Here is a 19,900-nt window from a genome sequence, read left to right on the forward strand (position 1 = left end):
GATGCCTGCACAACTTCGATCAAGCTGGATGCACATACGTGCAGCGCTCCCCGAGCCGAGAAGACGACCCCGATGACCTCTCCCGAACCCGACACCCTCACGGACAAGGTGCGCGACGCCCTCAAGGCGGGGCACCTCTACTACATGCAGGACCTCACCATGGAGGCCATCGCGCACGAGATGCACACGTCGCGATCCAGCGTCTCGCGGCTGCTCAGCTACGCGCGGACCTCCGGACTGGTCACCATCCAGATCGCGCAGCCGCACGAACGGGCCACCCGGATCCAGCAGGAGATCCATGACCGCTACGGGATCGCCGCGCACATCGTCCCGATGCCGAGCGCGATCAGCGACGTCGACCGGCTCGAGCGCGTAGCGATCTCGGCTGCACGGATTCTCGACCGCTTCATCGACTCCAACCAGACCGTCGGCGTCGCGTGGGGCTCCACCATGAGCGCGCTCAGCCGCCACCTCATCCCGAAGGAACTGCACAACGTCGAGTTCGTGCAGCTCAACGGCGCCGGCAACACCTACACGACCGGTGTGCTCTACGCGTCCGAGATCCTCCGCCGCTTCGGCGACACCTACTCGGGCACCATCCAGGAGTTCCCCGTCCCCGCGCTCTTCGACGATCCGCAGACGAAGGTCGCCATGTGGCGGGAGCGGAGCACCCGGCGCATCCTCGACATCCAGGAGCGGATGGACGTCGCACTGTTCGGCCTCGGCTCCCCCTTCTCCGAGGTGCGCTCCCACGTCTACGCGGGCGGCTACCTCGGGCAGGAGGACTACGCCTCGCTCGACGAGTCCGGCGTCGTCGGAGATGTGGCGACCGTGTTCTTCCGCGAAGACGGCAGCCATCACGACATCCCTCTGAACCAGCGGGCCAGCGGGCCGGACATCGATCTGATCAAGCGCGTGCCCCGCCGGGTGTGCATCGTCTCCGGACCGTCGAAGGTGCACAGCCTCCGCGGCGCGCTGGCGGCCGACCTCATCACCGACCTCGTCGTGGACGAGGGGACGGCGCGCGCCCTCGTGGCCCGCGACGATGACGCCGCGTTGAGCGGGGAATAGTCCCGTCACGAGGACGTTGACTACACTCGACAACAGAACAACGTGCTCCGGGGTCGGTGAGAGTCCGAACCGGCGGTGACAGTCCGCGAGCGGGCGGCGTGCGAACGCCTCCTGCTGAACCGGTGGAATTCCGGTACCGACGGTAATGCGTGCAGGCTCAGGCCCGCCCGCTCAGTCCGGATGGGAGGCAGCACGAAGCGGTGGCCGGCGACGGCCGTCGCCCGCGCGACCCCGGGACACGTCCGCTCTTCGACAGACAGGACGACCATCCCATGACCCGGGAAGCAGCCATGCGCACCGCGCTCGAGCTGGCCGCCAACGGCCCGGCGACCGGTGTGAACCCGCGGGTCGGCTGCGTGCTCCTCGCCCCCGACGGCACCGTCATCGCCGAGGGCTGGCATCGAGGGGCGGGCACCCCGCACGCCGAGGTGGATGCGCTCTCGAAGCTGCCGGACGGCGGCGCGCGCGGAGCGACCGCCGTCGTCACGCTGGAGCCGTGCAACCACTGGGGACTCACCGGACCCTGCTCCGAGGCTCTCATCGCCGCGGGCGTCGCCGAAGTGATCTACGGCGTCGACGACCCGGGCCGCCACTCCGGCGGCGGGGCAGAGCGCCTGCGCCAGGCCGGCGTGGTGGTCACCGGAGGGGTCCTCGCGGACGAGATCGAGCGGTTCCTCGGCGCCTGGCTGACGGCCGCCCGCCTCGGACGCCCGCACATCACCGTCAAGTGGGCGAGCAGCCTCGACGGCCGCGCGGCCGCGGTCGACGGGACCAGCAAGTGGATCACCGGCACGGCGGCGCGACAGCGCGTGCACGAACAGCGCGAAGCCTCCGACGCGATCGTCGTCGGCACCGGGACGGTTCTGGCGGACGACCCGAGCCTGACCGCCCGCGGCGACGCCGGAGAGCTCCTGGCCGAGCAGCCGACGCCGGTCGTCGTCGGCACCCGCGCGGTGCCGAACGACGCCGCCGTGTTCCGCCACCCGCGCCCCGTCGTCTTCGAGGGGACGCACGACCTCCACGCGGTCGTCGCCGACCTCCACCAGCGGGGCTTCCGGCGGGTCTACGTGGAAGGCGGCCCGACCCTCGCAAGCGCCTTCGTCGCCGCAGGTCTGGTCGACGAGTACGCCATCTATCTGGCACCCACGCTGATCGGCGGACCGCGCCTCGCCCTCGGGGAGATCGGCGTCGACACGATCGGCGATCAGCGGCGCCTGCGCATCCTCGACGTCGAACAGCTCGGCGGCGACCTCTACGTGCGGGCGGCCCCGATCGCCCCCTCCCCCTCCGACGCCGCCCAGGAAGGCTGACATGTTCACCGGAATCATCGAAGAGCTCGGCGAGATCACCGCCGTCGACCGCGTCGCCGACGCCGCCCGGATCACGGTGCGCGGCCCCCACGCGGTCAGCGACGCGAAGCACGGGGACTCCATTTCGGTGAGCGGCGTCTGCCTCACCGTCATCGGCCAGGACGCACAGACGTTCACCGCGGACGTGATGGCCGAAACGCTCGCGATGAGCACCCTCGACGACGTCGCCCCCGGTCGCCGGGTCAACCTCGAACGCGCGGCGCAGGTCGGCGACCGACTCGGGGGCCACATCGTGCAGGGGCACATCGACGGCACCGCGACGGTGCTCTCCGTCACAGACGGCAGCGCGTGGCGCGTCGTGCGCCTCAGCCTCGACCCGGAGCACGCGGCGCTCGTCGTGCGCAAGGGTTCGATCGCGATCGACGGGGTCTCGCTGACGGTCAGCGAGGTCGGTGGCGGCCGCGAGGACGGCTGGTTCGAGGTCTCCCTCATCCCGGAGACGCTCGCAGCGACCACCCTGGGCGATCGCGCCCCGGGCGATCGCGTCAACATCGAGACGGACATCCTCGCCCGCCACGTGGAACGCATGCTCGCACTCGGCGAGCGGAACGAACGGAGTGAGTCATGAGCCTCGCCACCATCCCGGAGGCCCTCGCGGAACTGCGCCTCGGCCGTCCGGTCATCGTCGTGGACAACGAGAGCCGCGAGAACGAGGGCGACGTCGTCATCGCCGCCGAGCTGGCCAGCCAGGAGTGGATCGCCTGGACGGTCAAGAACTCGTCCGGCTTCATCTGCGCCCCGATGACCAACGAGATCGCCGACCGCCTCGACCTGCCGGTGATGGTCGCGCACAACGAGGACGACCGCGGGACGAACTACACGGTGAGCGTGGACGCGGCGAACCGCCTCTCCACCGGCATCAGCGCGGCCGACCGCGCTCACACGCTGCGAGTCCTCGCCGATCTCGAATCGACTCCGGCGAGCCTGCACCGGCCAGGCCACATCCTTCCGCTGCGCGCGGTGGAGGGCGGTGTGCGCGAACGGGACGGCCACACCGAGGCCGCCGTCGACCTCCTCACCCTCGCCGGCCTGACCCCGGTCGCGGCCATCTCCGAGATCGTCGCCGACGACGGCGAGATGATGCGCCTGCCCGGGCTCATCGAGCTCGGCGAACGTGAAGGGGTGCTCGTCGTCACCATCGAGGCGCTCATCGCGTACCTGCAGGAGTTCCACTGCGACCAGCAGCTGGCGCCGGTGACCCCCGTCCCGGAGTCCTCCCGCGTCATCTTCGAGGTCGAGACCACCGTTCCGACCACCCACGGCCCGTTCCGGATGCGCGCATACCGCGACCGCATGACCGGCGCCGACCACGTGGCGATCGTCGCGGGAGAGCCTGCGGCCAACGGGACGCTGGTGCGCGTGCACTCCGAGTGCCTCACGGGCGAGGCCTTCGGCTCGCTGAAGTGCGAGTGCGGTCCGCAGCTGGATGCGGCTCTCGACACCATCCAGCGCGACGGCGGCGTCGTGGTGTACCTGCGTGGGCACGAGGGACGCGGCATCGGCCTGATCAACAAGCTGCGCGCGTACAAGCTGCAGGAGGAGGGCCTCGACACCCTCGACGCCAACCTCGCGCTCGGGCTGCCGATCGACGCACGCGACTACGGTGCGGCCACGGCCATCCTGCAGGACCTCGGCATCGAGTCCGTGCGCCTGCTGACCAACAACCCCGAGAAGGTGCGCCAGCTCGAGGAGCACGGCATCGACGTGGACGAGCGCGTTCCGCTCATCGTCGGCGTCGGCGCCTTCAACGAGGGCTACCTGGAGACCAAGCGCGACCGGATGGGTCACGCGATCGGGAGCATCGAGACGCCCCCGATGGACGACACGGCTGCGATCGCAGCGGAGAGGACCACACGATGAGCGGAGCGGGAGCCCCGGAGAGCACGGAGCAGATCGACGGAAGCGGCCTGACGGTCGTCATCGTCGCCGGCACCTGGCACGAGCAGATCACGGACGGCCTGATCGCCGGCGCGCAGCGCACGCTGGAGGCATCCGGGGCGACCTGGTCGCTCGTCCGCGTGCCGGGCAGCTTCGAGCTGCCGGTCGTCAGCAAGGCGGCGCTCGAGGCCGGCGCGGACGCGGTCGTGGCGCTCGGCGTCATCATCCGCGGCGGCACTCCGCACTTCGAGTACGTCTCGGCCGCCGCGACCGACGGTCTCACCCGTGTCGCCCTCGACACGGGCAAGCCGGTCGGGTTCGGCGTGCTCACGCTCGACGACGAGGCCCAGGGCATCGACCGCGCGGGCCTCCCCGGCTCGAAGGAGGACAAGGGCGAGGAGGCGGCCCACGCCGCGCTCGCCACTGCGATCGCGCTTCGGGAACTGCGCGGCTGAGGCTACGGCTTCCAGACCATCAGCACGACGACGGCGACGAGGAGCAGGGTCGCGACCCCGGATCCGGCCGCGATGGCCGGGTACTTCGACACGGTCCCGCCCTCGATCGCCTCGGCTGCGCGACGCATCGTCGGGACGACGAGGAAGAGCGTCAGCCCCAGCGCGATGACGTAGAGGACGATCGACCACTGGATCCACGGCGTGAGGATGCTCAGGTCGTACTTCTTGTCGGCCAGGCTCATCGCGCCGAAGCCGAAGACGATCACGAGCAGCGACAGCAGCGACATGAGGTTCGTCGACTTCGCGAGCACCTGGACCTGTCCGGCGTTGCCGGCACGCACAGCACGCATCGCCGTCATCGGGAGGATCGCCATGGGCCCGACGATGAAGACGGCGGCGACCACGTGCAGGACGTTGAACAGAGTATCCATGCGCCCAGCCTAGCGATCGGCGACGGACGAGGATTCGTGCGCGCCCAGGTCGGTGCATAAGCTGGAGGGTGCGCCACAAGCGCTTCCACGCTCCTTTCTCCCGCCTCACCAGCTCCGGACGCCCGATCGACGCCGGCACGCCCCGCGGTCTCGCCTCCCGTCTCGGAAGTTCCCACGCATGTCAACGACGGCCTCCGTCAACCCCACGTCCTCCCCGCAGCCCGCGAACTCCCGCGGCCGCGTCATCCTCGCCAGCCTCATCGGCACCTCGATCGAGTTCTACGACTTCTACGTCTACGCGACCGCGGCCGTGCTGGTCTTCCCCTCGCTGTTCTTCACCAGCGAGGACCCGACAGCTGCACTGCTGTCGTCGTTCGCCGTCTTCGGCGTCGCCTTCATCGCGCGGCCGGTCGGCTCCATCCTCTTCGGGCACTTCGGCGACCGGATCGGGCGCAAGGGCACCCTCGTCGGCTCGCTGCTGACGATGGGCGTCGCCACCGTCCTGATCGGCTGCCTCCCCACCGCGCAGACGCCCGGCTGGGAGTTCTGGGCCCCGTTCCTCCTCGTCGTGATGCGCTTCTGCCAGGGCCTGGGGCTCGGCGGCGAGTGGAGCGGCGCGGCGCTCCTGGCGACGGAGAACGCCCCCGCGGGCAAGCGCGCCATCTACGGCACGTTCCCGCAGCTGGGCGCCCCGATCGGCTTCATCGTCGCGAACGTGCTCTTCCTGATCCTGAACCTGTCCATGAGCGCGGATGCGTTCACGGCCTGGGGGTGGCGTGTGCCGTTCCTGCTCAGCGCCGTGCTCGTGATCGTCGGGCTGTACGTCCGGCTCAAGCTGGTGGAGACACCCGCCTTCCAGAAGGTCGTCGACGACGGGGAGGTCGCCAAGCTCCCGCTGGCACGCGTCTTCAAGACGAGCTGGTGGCAGATCATCCTCGGCACCTTCATCATGCTGGCGACCTACGTGCTCTTCTACCTGATGACCGCGTTCACCCTCACCTACGGGACGACGGCCGGCTCGGTGGACGCCGCCCGCGCCGCGGCCGAGAAGGCCGGCAAGACGTTCGATCCGTCGACGTTCGTGCCGGGCCTCGGCTACACGCGCAACGACTTCCTCGTCATGCTCATCATCGGCGTCGTCTTCTTCGGTGTCTTCACGCTGGTCGCCGGCCCCCTGGCCGAGCGCTTCGGCCGCCGCAAGACGCTGATCTGGGTGACGCTCGGGATCATCGTCTTCGGTCTGCTGTTCGTCCCGCTCTTCGCGGGCGGCACGATCGGGACGATGGCACTGCTCATCGTCGGGTTCACCCTCATGGGTCTCACGTTCGGCCCGATGGGCGCGGAGCTGCCCGAGCTCTTCCCGACGAACGTGCGGTACACGGGCTCGGCCATCGCGTACAACCTGTCGAGCGTGCTCGGTGCCGCCGTGGCGCCGACGATCGCGGTCTGGCTGTGGACGATCGGCGCCGGATCGACCGTCTGGGTCGGCGTCTACCTGTCGCTGGCGGGCGTGCTCACGTTGATCGCCCTCCTGCTCTCGAAGGAGACGAAGGACATCGACTTCGCCGAGAACGTGAGCTGACGCGCCCCGGACGACGAGAGCCCCGCGGATCCGGGATCCACGGGGCTCTCGTCGTTGGACGCGAACGGCGTCAGCCGTGCTGGCCGCCTGCGGCCGACTGGAAGAACTCGCCCGCGCTCTGCGACCCCGTGCTCGTCGCCGGGGCGGCCGGGGCCGGGGCTGCGGGCGTCGCCGGGGCGGCCGCCTTCGCCTTCGGCTTCGGCTGGTCGTCGATCACCGCCTGGAGCGTCTGCGCATCGGCCTTGGCCTGGTCGTCGGCCGCGTTCAGCGTCCGCACCGCGTCGCGCAGGGCGTCGGTGTTCGACGCGACGGTCTTGTTGAGCAGTGTGGCGTTGGCCGCGATCGTGTCGAGCGTACTCCCGAGCTGGGCGACGAAGCCGGCCAGAGCGGGCTCGGCCGATCCTCCCGTGCTGCCGCCCACCTGGTACTCGGTGACGAGCTTCGGAGCATCGGCCACGGTCGCCGCGTCGATCCTCTTGGCGTGGTCGAGGACGGTCTCGCCGTCGACTCCCACCTTCTTGGCAGAACCGGTCATGGGTTCCCTCCCCTCCTCGGGACTACGTGCGAACGCGCTCGCGGACCGGCGCCGGAATCCACCGGCGACGATCCGCGAGAGACGTCGTTCAGAGCGAGAAGCGCCCGGCGGACGACTTGTCCGACGACACGTAGTGCTGCGAGATCTCGTCGGTCTTGTTCGAGATCTGCTCCAGCAGCGTGTTCAGGGCGGTGAGGGACTGCGTCCACTTGCGCTGGGCGTCGTCGTACGCGGCCTGCGCCTGGCCGTCCCACGAGGCGCGGAGCTTGCCGACCTCGGACTCGAGCTGCTCGAGCTGGGACTTGATGCCGTTGGCACCGGTGCGGATCTGACCCGAGAGAGCGGTGAGCTGTCCGGGGTCGACTGACATCGACTGCATGTTTAAACCTTCCTTATGCCTGGGCCGGAACGGCTCAGGAGCCCATCATCGACGAGAGGCCGGAGATCGTCTGCTGGTGCGACTCCTCCGTACTGACCTGGTCGCGCTCGGTGCCGCTGAGGGCGTCTTCGAGCGTGATGAGCACGTCGTTGAGCTTGCGGGTCTCGTCGTCCCAGCGGGCCATCAGCTGCGAGAACGCGCCGGCCGCCTCTCCGGTCCAGAACCCGCGGAGCTGCTCGATCTCGCCCCGGACGAACTTGACCTGCTGGTCGATCCCGGACTTGGCGGTTCCGACCGCCTGGGCGCCCCGCTTGAGCGCGCCCTCTCCTGCTGAGATCACTCCGTCAACCATGACACTCCATTCCTGATTCCATCGCTGATTCGCACGGCAAGACCCCCCAAAAACCCACCGACATGCAGAGCGCAATCGAGGTCATGTCGACTCCCGCCACGGTATTGGCGTTCCCGGACGGACGCAACCTCTCCGGACGGATATCAGTGGTAGCACCCATGCGAAGGGCCCGCGCGTCGGCTTGGCTAGACTGAGGCGGCGTGGCGGTCGGCACCGGCCACAGCGACACAGGGGGAGGCACGGACCGGGTGAGTCAATCCGTCAGCACACTGCGGGCGCTCCTGCGCATCTCCGTCCAGAGCGAAGGCAGACGGCTCGACGTCGGCGTCCCCGCCCATCTGCCGCTCATCGAGCTGATGCCCGGTTTCGCCCGCAGCCTCGGGGTGCTCGACCCGACCATGACGCACGTCGGCTACACCCTCCAGCGCGCGGACGGCAGCACGGTCGACCCGAGCCGCGGCGCGCTCGATCAGGGCATCCAGGAGGGTGAGCTGCTGACGCTCGCCCGCGGCGCCCTGCTCGCCGAGCCGCTCGTCTACGACGACATCGTGGAGGCTGTTCTCGACGCCACCGCAGAACAGCACCGCCCGTGGACCCCCGCCGACAACACCCGCACCGCCCTCGCCGTGAGCCTCACGATGCTCGCCGTGTGCGCGGTGCTGCTGGTCGCCGCGGGACACTCGCTGGCGATCGGCCTGATCGTCGCGATCTGCGGCGCCGTCCTCCTCCTCACCACGTCCGCCGTCCTGTCGCGCGTCGGCCAGCCGGAGGCCGGGTGCGGTCTCGGCCTCGCCGCCGCTGCGTTCGGCGGCGTGAGCGGCTACCTCGCCGTCCCGGACGGAGAGCCCCTCTGGGGCTGGCCGCTGGCTGCAGCCGGCCTGGGGGCCGTCGTCATCGGCGGAGCCGCGCTCGCGCTGACCCCGTATCGTCCCGAGCTCCAGCTCGTCCCCGTCGCCACAGGAGCCGCCGTCGGGATCCCTGCCGTGATCACCGGCCTGATCCCGGACGCCCAGACCGCCGCGTACTCCCTCACGGTCGCCATCGTCGCGACGCTGGCGAACGCCCTCCCCTGGCTCGCCCTCAGCTCGACCCGCCTCCGGGTGATCAGCCCGCAGAGCGACAGCGAGGTGTTCGCCGCTCCCGCGCCGATCGACGCGGAGGACGTGCGCCGCCGCGCCGCTGCCGGCCACCGCGCCCTCGTGGCGCTCCGGCTCGCACTCGGGCTCTCCGTGCTGGCCTCGACCCCGGTCGTCGCGGGCGCGACTCCGCTCGGCGCCGTGCTCTGCGCGCTGGCGTTCCTCGGCCTGATGTTCCCCGCACGGCAGAGCTACTCGCGCAGCAACGTGCTGACCCTCATGGCGCTCGGCACCGCCGGCATCGCCGCCACGGGTCTCACGGTGGCACTCGCCCAGCCCGCGCTCATCCCCGCCCTGCTCGCGGTCCTCGGCGGAGTGACGCTCATCACGATCGTCGTCACGCTGCTCGACCCGCGCGTGCGCGTCCGGCTCGGCCGTCTCGCGGACACCGCCGAGGTGGTCGTGCTCGCCCTGCTGCTCCCGATCGGCGTCATCGCGGCCGGACTGGCCTGACCGGTGGCCAGCAAGACCGACCTCATCGAGGCCCAGAACTTCTCGCGTCGACGCCTGCTCACCGCATTCGTCAGCGGCGCACCCGGCGGCAAGGAGCTCGAGCCCGCCCGCCCGTTGCGTGCGGTCGTCATCGCCATCGTCCTCACCGCGGCCGTGCTCCTCGCGGGAGCCTTCTACGGGCTGATCCAGCCCGGTCTGCCGCAAGGCTGGCAGAACGGCCGGATGCTCATCGCCAAGGACACCGGCGCGCGCTACGTCTCGGTCAAAGGCGTGCTCCACCCGGTCATCAACACCGCGAGCGCCCGGCTCCTCATCCCCTCGTCCAGCTTCGCTGTGATCACGACCGACTCGCACGCCCTCTCCGGCATCACAGTCGCCGACCCGGTCGGGATCGTCGGGGCCCCGGATGCGCTGCCGGCTCCGGACGCCCTCGTGAACACCGGCTGGACGGCCTGCGTCACCGACGACGCGGGCGTCGCGACGACGATCGCCACCCGGCCCGCTGCCTCCGCGACCTCCCGCGCCGTCGTCGTCGAGAACGGCGACGACCGCTGGGTGGTCGCCGCCGGACTGCGCTACAAGGTGGACGGGGAGAACGCCGACGCGGTGCTGCGCGCCGCGGGCATCGACTCCCTCGCGCCCGTCCGCGTCTCGTCCGACTGGCTCAACCTCTTCTCTCCCGGCGCCCCGCTGGAGCCGCTCGTCATCACCGACGCAGGCACGCCGGTCGCCGGCGGCGCACTCGACGACGGCCCCCTGCTGGTGGGCGAGGTCGTCCATACGTCCGGCAGCCCGGCCGAGCAGCGCTTCGTCGTGCAGCCGGACGGCGCGCTCGCCACGCTCAGCCCGCTCGCCTGGCAGCTCTACCAGCTCGGCTCCGGCCGGACGATGACGGCCGTACGCGACGTCTCCGCCTCCGCGGTGGCGAGCCTGCACACCGCCAAGGCACCCGCCGGCGGCGCGGACTGGCCCGCCGACGGCTTCACCTCCATCACGTCGGGCGATCGCGCGTGTGCACTGCTGTCCGCCGACTCCGGCGGCACGCGCACCGTGCTCGCCACCGCGCCGTCGTCGCGGAAGGCCACCGCCGGTGTCACCGTGCAGGCCGGCCACGGCGCTCTCGTGGATGCTGCGGGGCGCGGCAGCGGGAGCGCCGGCATGCTCACGCTGGTGGACGCGACCGGCACGGCCTTCGCCCTGCCCGGCGCCGACGACGAGACCGTCAAGCGGCTCGGCTACGCACCGGAGGACGTCGGCACGATCGAATTGAGCTGGGTGGCGCTGCTGAAGAGCGGCCCCGAACTGAGCACGTCCGCCGCGGGGGCGACCTCGACCGCGTCGGCGGGATGACCCGGTCGCGCGGTCGGTTCACGATCGCGGGGCTTGCCGGGGCGGTCGCGGTGCTGCTCGCGGCTGCTCCGGCCTCCGCTTTGACCGCAGCGGGCGCACCGGGCGTTCCCACCGCGCGCGCCGCCTCCCTCCCGTCGGTCGCCGCGGCAGCCGACACCGGCTGCACGGACGCCGCGACCCTCATCCCCCAGCGCCCGCCTGCGCTGAACCGGCTCCAGGCACCCTCCGCGTGGGACATCACCCGCGGGGCCGGCGTCGTGGTCGCCGTCGTCGACTCGGGAGTGGACGCCGCCAACCCGCACTTCGCCCGGGTTCTCGCGGGCGGCACCGACATGGTCGGCGACGGTGTCGGCTCGGCCGGGTACGCGGACGGGTACGGTCACGGCACGGCCATCGCCGGTGAGATCGCCGCGACGACCGTGAACGGCTCCGGGGTGGAGGGGCTGGCCCCCGACGCCCGCATCCTGTCGGTGCGCGTCTTCGCCGGCACCGACGACCAGGCTGTGGCAGCGGGCGCGGGGCCCAGCATCGCCCGTCTCGCCTCGGGCATCCGGTTCGCCGCCGACGCCAACGCCCAGGTGATCAACGTCTCGCTCTCCACGGCCGTCGACGACCCGGCGCTCCGGGATGCCGTCGCCTACGCGACAGCGCACGGCAGCCTCATCGTCGCGAGCTCGGGCAACCGCGACTCGTCCCTCGCGCTGGAGAAGGACCAGCAGGACGGCGTGCGCTATCCGGCCGGTTACCCGGGCGTCCTCGGCGTCGCTGCGACCGGGGCGAGCGGCGTCGTCACCGACGACAGCATCCACGGTGCGCACGTCGCGCTGAGCGCGCCCGGCCAGAACGTCCTGACCGCGGCGAACACCGGCGGGGACTGCGTCTACGCGTCCAGCGCTCCCGCGTCCAGCTTCGCCACCGCCTACGTCTCGGCCGCCGCTGCGCTGGTCGCCTCCGCGCATCCCGACGAGACGCCGGCGGAGTGGGCCTACCGCCTCACCGCCAGCGCGATCCGAGCGCATCCCGACGCGCGCGACGACGATTCCGGGTGGGGCGTCGTGCAGCCGTATGAGGCGATCGTGCTGGTCCCCGGATCGGAGACCGCGGGCCCGCCGAATCCGTTCGCGTCGGGTTCCGCGCCATCGCAGGGCACGGCGACGGCCGGAACCGTCAGCGTGCGGGCGAACGACGACAGCCAGGCTCGGCAGTCGGCCATCGCCGTGGCGATCTCCGTCATCGGCGCCGGCCTGCTGGCCGCCATCGCCGCGCTGAGCGTCCTCTTCGCGCGGCGGAGGCGGGCGGCGGCGACACCGGACGCCTAGCCGCCGAAGATCACCGCAGCGATCCCGACCAGTCCGCCGATCGAGACGACGCACGCTCCGGCGATCACAGCGAGGACGACCCACCCGGCCTTCCGGCTGGAACGGCGCACCGAGCTCATCGACGGCGCTTCGGCACGCGTGGCATCCGGCCCCGAGCCGAGGTCGGGCCCCGGAGCGGGCGGCGCCGGGATGGGGCGCGGCGCGTAGGCGTCGACGGCGTTCGCCCCGACCGCCTCGGCGGCGCGGGCGGACGCCGACACGCTCGTGGGGAGCACGATCGGGGTGCGCTGGGCACGGAGCGAGCGTCGGGTTCGCGGGGCGGGCGTTCGCGGGGCGGGTGTGCGCGGCGGGACGGCGGGTGCGACGGCCGCGTGCGGTGCGGCCTCGGCCGGAGCCGGGGATCGACGACCGATGACGGTGTCGTCGGCGTCGTCGGCGTCGTCGTCGTCGTCGGGACGGTGGACGACGCGCGTCGCTTCGACGCCGTCCTCCCCCTCCTCCTCGCGATGCACCACACGCGTCGCGTCCAATTCGGGATCGGGGCGCGGGGTGACGATCGTGTCGTCGAGCTCGGGCTCCGGTTGCGCGTCCGGGCGCTCGACGACGACCGTCTCATCCACCGGCTGCGGGCGGTGCACCACGATCGTCTCGTCCACCGGCTCGGGCTCCGGCTCGCGCTCCGGCTCGCCGCGGCGCACGACGATGGTCTCGTCGAGCTCCTCCAGAACGTTCGGCTCGTTCGGCTGCTGCACGTCGTCGCGGCTCATACGGGCACCGTGTCTCCGTCGTCGGTCCATCCGGAGGGCTCACGGGTGTCGGCCGGTCCGGCCGTGCCGGGGTCGCCTCCCGCGAGCACGTCCACGACGACCGCGGTGACGTTGTCGCGTCCCCCGGCACGGTTCGCCGCCTGGATCAGTGCCGCCGTCGTGGCCGACGGACGGCCACCGGCGACCAGGATCTCGCGCAGCTGCTCGTCGCTGAGCTCGCCGTGCAGGCCGTCGGAGCACACCAGGAGGCGCTCGCCCGTGGTCACCGGCATGAGCCAGCTGTCGGCACGCGCGTCCATCGACCCGAGGGCGCGCGTGATCACGTTCTTGTCGGGCGCGGACGCCCGCTCCTCGTCGCGCAGCACGCCGGCGTCGATCCGCTCCTGCACCAGGGAGTGGTCGACGGTCAGCTGCTCCAGATAGCCGCCGATGAGGCGGTACACACGCGAGTCGCCGACGTTGACGATGAGCCAGTGCGGCCGGCCCTCGTGCACGACCAGGATGACACCGCTGAGAGTGCTCCCGGCGCCGCGTGCGGTCGTGGCGGCCAGCGCGGCCGTGCGGCGCGACGCCTCGTCGATCGCCGTCGACACCTGCATCAGGTCGACGATGCCGGTGCCGGCGCACAAGGTGTCGCGGAGGGCGCCCACGACCTCGGCGCTGGCCTGCGCGCCCGCCTCGTGGCCACCCATCCCGTCGGCCACCGCGAACACCGGCGCGACCGCGAGACAGGAGTCCTCGTTGGCCGCCCGACGGCGACCCACGTCGCTGCGGGCGTCGGCGCTCAGCTGGACACCGGATACGACGGCGGTCATCGGGCGTCCTCCCGTTCGATGCGCAGACCGACGGTCCCGAGCAGGAGCCGGCCGGAGACGGAGGCCGAGTCGCCGGGGGCGAGCTGCCGTTCGACCCCGTCGAGCTCGAGGAACACACCGTTCGTGGACTGGAGATCGGTGACGATCCAGCCGTCACCCTGCCGGGTGAGGCACGCGTGCTGCTTCGAGAGGGTGCGCGAGGTGTCGGGCACGGCGAGGTACTGGACTCCGGGCTCCTCCCCTGCCGGACGACGGCCCAGGACGACGACGTCCGCCTCGAGCGGGTGCCGGTCGCCCGCGTCGGTGACCAGCGTCCAGGTGACGACGGCGGCGCGCTCGACCACGATGGTCTCCGCCGCGTCGTCGTCGAGCTCGATGTCGATGTCGGTCCTCTCCTCGGCGGGGGCGATCGTGGGCGCGACAGGTTCGGGCACGACGGGTTCGGGCGCGGCGGGCTCGGGTGCATCCATGAACGGGGTGCGGATCGGCGCGAGGTCGGCGTCGGGTTCCGCGGACGGCGCGGCGGCCGAGGGAACGTGCTGCTCTGGAGGCGGCGCAGCGGCCACGAGGTCGGGAGGCGGCGTGATCGGCACCGGGGGCGCCACGGGCGCGGGCGGTGCGAGGGCGACGGGAGGCTCCACGATCGCCGCCGGTGCGACCGGCTCCGGTCGGGGCTCGGAGGGCTCCGCCCGCGGGGCCGGACGTTCCTCGGCCGCGACCGGCTCCCTGGTCGCCGCCAGCACGGTCGCCCACACCGGCGGCAGCACGACCGCGAGCACCGTGGAGCCGGCACCGCGGCCGAACGTGCGCCCGATCCGATGCGCGGCGAGGGCGCGCAGGACGATCGCGTAGACCCACACGACGGGGATGAAGAAGAACACGACCGTCCAGGCGGGACGACCGCCGAGCCGCAGGATCTCGGCCTCGTTCAGCACGGGCACCCACGCGCGCCACGGCTCCACGTTCCGCCGGGCGAACACCCGCGAGAGCGCGGCGGCGTACCAGAGGAAGATCGCGAGCCCGGTGATCAGGCCGACGAGTCCGGCGACGAGTGTGAGGGCGACGAGGGTGGCGTTGCTGTCGTTCATGCGCTCGCCTTCCGGGTTCGGGGCGCCGCGAGGAGTCGCCAGGAGAGTCGCGTGCGCGGGCCGAGGGCGCGCACGAACGAGGCGGGGTTGACCGCTGCGAGCAGGGACCGGACGGGACCGCGCTCGGCGCGCAGACGCTCCCGCTCGGAGTCGACGAGCTCCCATGCCCGCTCCGCCGCCTCCCGCGTGGGCGGATGCTCGGCGAACACGGCGATGTCGGTGAGCGCGGCCAGCTCGATGGCTGCGCGAGAGCCGATGGCTGCCGCGACGTCGCGCCGTGTTCCGGGCAGCGCCGGATCGCCGCCGTCGGTGCGGCAATCGATCAGCTCGGCCCAGGCGCCCACCACCGCGACCTCCGGCACGGGTGCTCGGCGGCGGCGCCCCCGCCGCATCCGCTTCGCGACCAGCAGCACCAAGAGAGGCAGCGTCAGGAGCATGAGGGTCGCCACCGCGAGGCCGACGATCGTCAGCGCGCGCAGGAGCACCGACACCCACTCGGGCTGCTCCTGAACGACGGCTCGGGTCGCATCCCGGTCGTCGTGCTGGGCGGCGGGCGGCAGCACGGTGCCGACCTGCGGCTGCTCGGGGACGGTCGGGTTCTTGGGCAGCTGGTGGTTCAGCGAGATGAGTGTCGGAGCCTTCTCGAACTGCGGCTCGACGTCGACGGTCGTCCACTCGCCCGATCCCGGGGCGCGCACCTCGATCCACGCGGCCAGATTCGCTCCCGTGCACGTGTGCGAGCAGGCCGGGACGCCGCCCGTCTCACCCGTCCCCATCCGGACGCCGACGACGACGCGGGATTCGTAGCCCACCGCCCGGGCGAGCAGAGCGCCCGCGGCCGCGAACTGCTCGTCGTCGCCGACCCCGGCGACCAGCAGGTCGGCGCTGGAGGCGCTGCCGACCCGGTTCTGCTGCTCCAGCAGCTGCCCGAACAGGGCCTCGATCCGCGCCGTCGAGTGACCGGCGAAGCTCGACTCGAACGGGTAAGCGGCCTGGCTGCGCAACGCGGCGATCCAGTTGGAGGCCTGATCGTCCTCCGCGAGCGAATGGCTGAGGTAGCCGCGATCGCGCAACCGGGAGACGAGCTCCTCGAAGCCGTCGGCGGTGCGCGGCTGCCCCTGTGCCTCCAGCCACGCGGCCAGCTGGGGATGCGCCTTCAGGTCGACGAGGCTGCTGGTCCCGGGATCCGACAGCTGGACGGCCGGGGTACCGGTCCCCTGCACCTCGTAGCTGTCTCCGCTGCGCACGCCTCGCACGCCGTCGGCGCCCTGCGTGGTGTCGATGCCCGCGCCGGTCTGCTTGTCGAGGTAGAAGGCGTCGGTCAGCGCGGCCGCGCGGGGGCCGCTGAACGTCGGCGAGGTGCGGGTGTCCGCCGGTACGGGCAGCCAGATGCCCGAGTACCCGTCGCCGATGGTGACGGTGAGGGTCTGCGCGCTCGGCGCGGGCGAACCACCGGGCAGGCGCGAGAAGCGGGTGTCGCCCGACACGAGGAAGTGCTCGCCGTCCCAGTCGTCCAGGGTGGCCAGCCGCAGCCGGTCGATACCGGATCCCGAGCCGGTGACCGAGAAGAGGATGCGGTCGTAGGCGTCCTTCTCGAACGAGGCACGGTAGCGACCGAGCGGCGTGGTCTGCTGCTGCACCACCAGCAGCGGCTCGGTCGAGGTGCGCAGGGTCTCGCGCGCGGTCGTGCCGGCGAGGGCCGGACCGGCGGTCAGGCCCGCGGCCAGGGCGACGACGAGGAGTCCGGCACCCAGCAGTCGGCGGCGGACCGCGGCACCCGTGGAGGCCGAGCCCTGGCGCACCACACCGACCGTTCCGCGCGCGGCGGCGAGCGCAGCGCGACGGCGCAGCTGCGTCCGCAGACTCAGCCAGACGAGGGAGGCGGCGATCAGGAGCAGGCCGAGCAGAACCTCGCGAGGCGCGTCGATGCGGATGCCCAGCAGGACGAAGGGCGATCCCGGGTCGGTGGCGCCGAACGCGATGCCGAAGACGCCCATCCCGAGGACGACGGGGACGGCCGCGGCCGCCCGGCGCCCGGGTGAGAGCGCCAGGGCCGCCGCGATCGCGGACCCGATCAGGAAGAGCGCGTAGACCGGGACGAGCACGGCCTGGTACTGGCCGACCGGCAGGTCGAGGGTGAGCAGCTGCTTCCAGCCCAGGACGATGCCGGTCACGCCGTCGAGAAGGCCGCGGAGCACGCCGAGGGGCGAGGCCAGCGCCGAGGGCACGGCGAGCGGCACCACGCCCACGACGTAGAGACCGGCGACGGCGACGATGTGCAACCATGCGGGCCAGCGCCGCAGGCGGGCCACGACGGCCGTGCCGACGCCGACGGCGCCGGCGTAGGCCGCGACCGCGATGAGCCGTGGCGTCTCGTAGAGCGGCCACGCGATGGCGCATGCGAGGGCGAGGCCGACGAGCACGTAGGCGACCGCGAGGATCGTCTGCGGCACGTCCAGCCGGAGTGCCGCCGTGCGCTGCCTGCGGGCCCGGCGTGCTGCCGCCCGTGCTCCGTCGCCTCCCGCCGGGGCGCTCACTGCAACGCTCCGCGCGCGATGAGTTTGCCGAGGTCGTCGAGCGCGCCGACCGTCAGGACGCTCATCGGACCGAAGCGGCGGAAGGCCGGATCCGCGCCGAGATCGCAGCGGACGGCGACGCATTGCGTGTCCGGCCCGAAGGCGATGGAGGCGCCGCGCAACCGGCCGAGAGGCGTGTGCGCCCCCGTCACGAGGAAGACGACCGAGAGGTTCGGGTTCGACTGAGCGGTGAGCTTCGCGACGTCTTCGAGGCGGCTGGCGCGCTCGGCCAGCTCGATCTCCGAGAAGCCGTCCAGCATCGCGGCGGCGTTGCGGGTCGGGAGCGTGCGGATCGTCACGACCTCCCCGCGCACCAGCTCCGGACGCTCGGCACTCGTGGTGACGACCAGGTCGCGTCCGTCGCGCACGGCCTGCAGGCTGAGCGACGCGGCGACGCTGACGGCGAGCTCGAACTCGTCGTCGGACTCGTACTCCTCCTCGGCCGTGATGCCGATGGTCACCGCGATGCGCGAGTGCCGCGCCTCCTCGTACTGGCGCACCATGAGGCGCCCGGTCTTCGCCGTCGACTTCCAGTGGACGTGGCGGCGGGAGTCCCCGGGGACGTAGTCGCGGATCGCGTGGAAGGCGAGGTCGGCGTCGACGATCGTGCTCGTCGGCAGGCCCTCGAGGTCGCGGATGAGGCCGGCGCTCGTACCGGGGATGAGCGCGGTCACGGGATGCACGTGGAGGGTGTGGATCTCCGGCCAGAGGGCCTCCCTCCGCAGCAGCCCGATGGGGTCGCCGCGGGACACGGAGACCGGCCCGACATCGATGACGCCACGGCGGGCCGCCGCGATCGACAGGCGTTCGGTGTGCTCTGCACCGGCGGCGAGCAGCGGCACGTAGGCCTCCGCCAGGCCGGTGCCGATGGGCACGTCCACCCGCCCGGGCAGCGAGGTCCTGCCTCCCGCGTTGCGGACCACGAGGCTGCCGGTGACGTCGTCGCCCGCGACCACCCGCTCCCGGTCGAGAGCGAGCTGCACGCGGTAGTCGTGCGAGCCGAGGAGGAACGGGACGCAGACGACGATCAGCGCCGCGGCGGCCGCAGCGACGATCCAGCCGAGGCTCCACCCTGCGGTCCAGCCCGCGACGGCACCGGCGACCAGCACGCAGACGACGAGCCAGCCGGGCGCGGTGACGGTCTCGGCCAGCCAGCGCGCGGAGGCGCGCACGGCCGAGCCGACGGCCGCCGCGGCCGCACGACCCCAGAAGACGCCGTCCTCGACGATGCCGGTGCTGCTCCTCGTGACGCTCGTGACCGTCGAGGCGCGCGTACGCGTGCCGGTGACGGTGCGCGTCAGCCGCGAGGAGGTGTCGTCGTACTCGGTCATCGGCCTCAGGCGACCCCGTTCTCCACGGGCGCCTCGACGTCGAGCAGGATCTGGCCGATCACGGCGTCGGTGGTGACGCCGTCGAACTCGGCGTCCGGGTTGAGCACGAGGCGGTGGGCGAGCACGGGCAGGGCGAGGTCGCGCACGTCGTCGGGGGTGACGAAGCTGCGGCCGTGGGCGACGGCCCAGGTGGCCGCGAGCCGGGCGAGGGCGAGACCGCCGCGCACGCTCGCTCCGAGCTTGACTTCGGTCGCGCGGCGCGTGGCCGCGATGAGTCGCATGATGTAGTCGAGCACGAGCGGACTGCTGTAGACGCCGGCGACCAGGTCGGACATGGTCACGATCAGCTGCGCGTCCACGATCTCCGGCACCTCGCGACGCGGGTGCATCGCCCCCTGCAGGATCCGCAGGGTCGACGCGTCGTCGGGGTACCCGATGGAGGCGCGGATCATGAAGCGGTCGAGCTGCGCCTCGGGCAGGCGGTAGGTGCCGGCCTGCTCCACCGGGTTCTGGGTGGCGATCACGACGAACGGCACACCGACCGGGCGCGTGACGCCGTCGACCGTGACGCGGCCCTCCTCCATGACCTCCAGCAGCGCCGACTGCGTCTTCGGGCTGGCACGGTTGATCTCGTCGGCGAGCACCACGTTGGCGAAGATCGGACCGGTGTGGAACTCGAACTCGCCGCGCTTCTGGTCGTAGACGGTGATGCCGGTCACGTCGCCCGGGAGCAGGTCCGGGGTGAACTGGATGCGCGTCGACGTGCCCCGGATGGTCTGGCCGAGGGCGCGCGCGAGTGCCGTCTTGCCGGTGCCGGGGACGTCCTCGAGCAGGATGTGACCCTCGCTCAGGAGCGTCGCGAACACGAGCTCGACGATGTGCCGCTTGCCGAGCACCGCCTGCTCGACGTTCTCCACGAGCTGGGCGAAGGTCGACTGGAACCAGGCGGTCTGTTCGGGGGTGATGGTCATGCGTCTTCCTCGGTCGTCGGTCGCGGTCGTAGCGGTTTCTG

The 19,900-nt window shown here is 72.1% G+C and carries 19 protein-coding genes; 9 read left to right on the forward strand and 10 right to left on the reverse strand.

Annotated elements, in window-relative coordinates; translation table 11 throughout:
• The first annotated feature begins 72 nt into the window (after window positions 1-72).
• The 5 genes from ACFVU2_RS14675 to ribH all read left to right on the forward strand — a co-directional run bounded on the left by ACFVU2_RS14675 (window position 73) and on the right by ribH (window position 4,774).
• Window positions 73-1,071 (forward strand): sugar-binding transcriptional regulator, encoded by a 999-nt coding sequence (locus ACFVU2_RS14675; protein WP_387875629.1) that lies wholly within the window; start codon window positions 73-75, stop codon window positions 1,069-1,071.
• Between the two features lie 272 nt (window positions 1,072-1,343).
• Complete coding sequence (gene ribD, locus ACFVU2_RS14680; protein WP_387875631.1) at window positions 1,344-2,381, forward strand: bifunctional diaminohydroxyphosphoribosylaminopyrimidine deaminase/5-amino-6-(5-phosphoribosylamino)uracil reductase RibD; 1,038 nt, start codon at window positions 1,344-1,346, stop codon at window positions 2,379-2,381.
• Window position 2,382: 1 nt separating this feature from the next.
• Complete coding sequence (locus ACFVU2_RS14685; protein ID WP_387875633.1) at window positions 2,383-3,009, forward strand: riboflavin synthase; 627 nt, start codon at window positions 2,383-2,385, stop codon at window positions 3,007-3,009.
• Complete coding sequence (gene ribA, locus ACFVU2_RS14690) at window positions 3,006-4,301, forward strand: GTP cyclohydrolase II (protein WP_387875635.1); 1,296 nt, start codon at window positions 3,006-3,008, stop codon at window positions 4,299-4,301. The genes ACFVU2_RS14685 and ribA overlap by 4 nt, the downstream gene beginning before the upstream one ends.
• A complete protein-coding gene (gene ribH, locus ACFVU2_RS14695; RefSeq protein ID WP_387875637.1) occupies window positions 4,298-4,774 on the forward strand; it encodes a 6,7-dimethyl-8-ribityllumazine synthase in 477 nt (158 codons plus the stop codon). Before ribA ends, ribH begins: the two co-directional genes overlap by 4 nt.
• Before the next feature lie 2 nt (window positions 4,775-4,776).
• Here ribH and ACFVU2_RS14700 read toward each other — a convergent pair whose 3' ends face one another.
• Complete coding sequence (locus ACFVU2_RS14700; protein WP_387875639.1) at window positions 4,777-5,205, reverse strand: DUF2269 family protein; 429 nt, start codon at window positions 5,203-5,205, stop codon at window positions 4,777-4,779.
• A 178-nt stretch (window positions 5,206-5,383) separates the two neighbouring features.
• Here ACFVU2_RS14700 and ACFVU2_RS14705 point away from each other — a divergent pair, with 178 nt between their 5' ends.
• Complete coding sequence (locus tag ACFVU2_RS14705) at window positions 5,384-6,787, forward strand: MFS transporter (protein ID WP_387875641.1); 1,404 nt, start codon at window positions 5,384-5,386, stop codon at window positions 6,785-6,787.
• Between the two features lie 70 nt (window positions 6,788-6,857).
• On the opposite strand, the gene ACFVU2_RS14710 is transcribed toward ACFVU2_RS14705, so the two are convergent.
• From ACFVU2_RS14710 to ACFVU2_RS14720, 3 genes are all read right to left on the reverse strand, one after another.
• Window positions 6,858-7,322 carry a hypothetical protein gene (locus ACFVU2_RS14710; RefSeq protein ID WP_387875644.1) on the reverse strand — a complete coding sequence of 155 codons (465 nt, stop codon included), beginning with the start codon at window positions 7,320-7,322 and terminating at the stop codon, window positions 6,858-6,860.
• Window positions 7,323-7,410: 88 nt separating this feature from the next.
• On the reverse strand, window positions 7,411-7,701 hold the full coding sequence (locus ACFVU2_RS14715; protein ID WP_387875646.1) for a WXG100 family type VII secretion target: 291 nt from the start codon (window positions 7,699-7,701) through the stop codon (window positions 7,411-7,413).
• A gap of 34 nt (window positions 7,702-7,735) precedes the next feature.
• The gene (locus tag ACFVU2_RS14720) at window positions 7,736-8,053 is read right to left on the reverse strand and encodes a WXG100 family type VII secretion target (protein ID WP_387875649.1); all 318 of its coding nucleotides are present in this window, start codon (window positions 8,051-8,053) and stop codon (window positions 7,736-7,738) included.
• A gap of 200 nt (window positions 8,054-8,253) precedes the next feature.
• Between ACFVU2_RS14720 and eccD the strand changes: the two genes are divergently transcribed.
• The 3 genes from eccD to ACFVU2_RS14735 are packed head-to-tail and all read left to right on the forward strand — an operon-like array spanning window position 8,254 to window position 12,311.
• The gene (eccD, locus tag ACFVU2_RS14725; RefSeq protein WP_387875652.1) at window positions 8,254-9,642 is read left to right on the forward strand and encodes a type VII secretion integral membrane protein EccD; all 1,389 of its coding nucleotides are present in this window, start codon (window positions 8,254-8,256) and stop codon (window positions 9,640-9,642) included.
• 3 nt (window positions 9,643-9,645) lie between these two features.
• Window positions 9,646-10,992, forward strand: a complete 1,347-nt coding sequence (eccB, locus tag ACFVU2_RS14730) for a type VII secretion protein EccB (RefSeq protein WP_387875654.1) — start codon at window positions 9,646-9,648, stop codon at window positions 10,990-10,992.
• On the forward strand, window positions 10,989-12,311 hold the full coding sequence (locus ACFVU2_RS14735) for a S8 family serine peptidase (protein WP_387875657.1): 1,323 nt from the start codon (window positions 10,989-10,991) through the stop codon (window positions 12,309-12,311). The genes eccB and ACFVU2_RS14735 overlap by 4 nt, the downstream gene beginning before the upstream one ends.
• On the opposite strand, the gene ACFVU2_RS14740 is transcribed toward ACFVU2_RS14735, so the two are convergent.
• The 6 genes from ACFVU2_RS14740 to ACFVU2_RS14765 are packed head-to-tail and all read right to left on the reverse strand — an operon-like array spanning window position 12,308 to window position 19,859.
• A complete protein-coding gene (locus ACFVU2_RS14740) occupies window positions 12,308-13,078 on the reverse strand; it encodes a hypothetical protein (RefSeq protein ID WP_387875659.1) in 771 nt (256 codons plus the stop codon). The genes ACFVU2_RS14735 and ACFVU2_RS14740 overlap by 4 nt on opposite strands.
• On the reverse strand, window positions 13,075-13,893 hold the full coding sequence (locus tag ACFVU2_RS14745) for a PP2C family protein-serine/threonine phosphatase (RefSeq protein WP_387875662.1): 819 nt from the start codon (window positions 13,891-13,893) through the stop codon (window positions 13,075-13,077). Before ACFVU2_RS14745 ends, ACFVU2_RS14740 begins: the two co-directional genes overlap by 4 nt.
• The gene (locus ACFVU2_RS14750) at window positions 13,890-14,981 is read right to left on the reverse strand and encodes a DUF5684 domain-containing protein (protein WP_387875665.1); all 1,092 of its coding nucleotides are present in this window, start codon (window positions 14,979-14,981) and stop codon (window positions 13,890-13,892) included. Before ACFVU2_RS14750 ends, ACFVU2_RS14745 begins: the two co-directional genes overlap by 4 nt.
• Complete coding sequence (locus tag ACFVU2_RS14755) at window positions 14,978-17,518, reverse strand: transglutaminase domain-containing protein (RefSeq protein ID WP_387875668.1); 2,541 nt, start codon at window positions 17,516-17,518, stop codon at window positions 14,978-14,980. Before ACFVU2_RS14755 ends, ACFVU2_RS14750 begins: the two co-directional genes overlap by 4 nt.
• Entirely contained in the window at window positions 17,515-18,888 is a 1,374-nt protein-coding gene (locus ACFVU2_RS14760; RefSeq protein WP_387875671.1) for a DUF58 domain-containing protein, read from the reverse strand. The genes ACFVU2_RS14755 and ACFVU2_RS14760 overlap by 4 nt, the downstream gene beginning before the upstream one ends.
• A gap of 5 nt (window positions 18,889-18,893) precedes the next feature.
• Window positions 18,894-19,859 carry an AAA family ATPase gene (locus ACFVU2_RS14765; protein ID WP_387875674.1) on the reverse strand — a complete coding sequence of 322 codons (966 nt, stop codon included), beginning with the start codon at window positions 19,857-19,859 and terminating at the stop codon, window positions 18,894-18,896.
• Window positions 19,860-19,900 lie beyond the last annotated feature (41 nt).

The organism is Leifsonia sp. NPDC058194 (assembly GCF_042883605.1).
Classification (GTDB): domain Bacteria; phylum Actinomycetota; class Actinomycetes; order Actinomycetales; family Microbacteriaceae; genus Leifsonia.

Coding starts and splice junctions, on each gene's coding strand:
- ACFVU2_RS14700 (WP_387875639.1), bottom strand. CDS start 5,205: ATGGATACTCTGTTCAACGTCCTGCACGTGGTCGCCGCCGTCTTCATC.
- ribD (WP_387875631.1), top strand. CDS start 1,344: ATGACCCGGGAAGCAGCCATGCGCACCGCGCTCGAGCTGGCCGCCAAC.
- ACFVU2_RS14675 (WP_387875629.1), top strand. CDS start 73: ATGACCTCTCCCGAACCCGACACCCTCACGGACAAGGTGCGCGACGCC.
- ribH (WP_387875637.1), top strand. CDS start 4,298: ATGAGCGGAGCGGGAGCCCCGGAGAGCACGGAGCAGATCGACGGAAGC.
- ACFVU2_RS14750 (WP_387875665.1), bottom strand. CDS start 14,981: ATGAACGACAGCAACGCCACCCTCGTCGCCCTCACACTCGTCGCCGGA.
- ACFVU2_RS14745 (WP_387875662.1), bottom strand. CDS start 13,893: ATGACCGCCGTCGTATCCGGTGTCCAGCTGAGCGCCGACGCCCGCAGC.
- ACFVU2_RS14710 (WP_387875644.1), bottom strand. CDS start 7,322: ATGACCGGTTCTGCCAAGAAGGTGGGAGTCGACGGCGAGACCGTCCTC.
- ACFVU2_RS14685 (WP_387875633.1), top strand. CDS start 2,383: ATGTTCACCGGAATCATCGAAGAGCTCGGCGAGATCACCGCCGTCGAC.
- ACFVU2_RS14720 (WP_387875649.1), bottom strand. CDS start 8,053: ATGGTTGACGGAGTGATCTCAGCAGGAGAGGGCGCGCTCAAGCGGGGC.
- ACFVU2_RS14735 (WP_387875657.1), top strand. CDS start 10,989: ATGACCCGGTCGCGCGGTCGGTTCACGATCGCGGGGCTTGCCGGGGCG.
- ACFVU2_RS14765 (WP_387875674.1), bottom strand. CDS start 19,859: ATGACCATCACCCCCGAACAGACCGCCTGGTTCCAGTCGACCTTCGCC.
- ACFVU2_RS14740 (WP_387875659.1), bottom strand. CDS start 13,078: ATGAGCCGCGACGACGTGCAGCAGCCGAACGAGCCGAACGTTCTGGAG.
- ACFVU2_RS14705 (WP_387875641.1), top strand. CDS start 5,384: ATGTCAACGACGGCCTCCGTCAACCCCACGTCCTCCCCGCAGCCCGCG.
- ribA (WP_387875635.1), top strand. CDS start 3,006: ATGAGCCTCGCCACCATCCCGGAGGCCCTCGCGGAACTGCGCCTCGGC.
- ACFVU2_RS14760 (WP_387875671.1), bottom strand. CDS start 18,888: ATGACCGAGTACGACGACACCTCCTCGCGGCTGACGCGCACCGTCACC.
- ACFVU2_RS14715 (WP_387875646.1), bottom strand. CDS start 7,701: ATGCAGTCGATGTCAGTCGACCCCGGACAGCTCACCGCTCTCTCGGGT.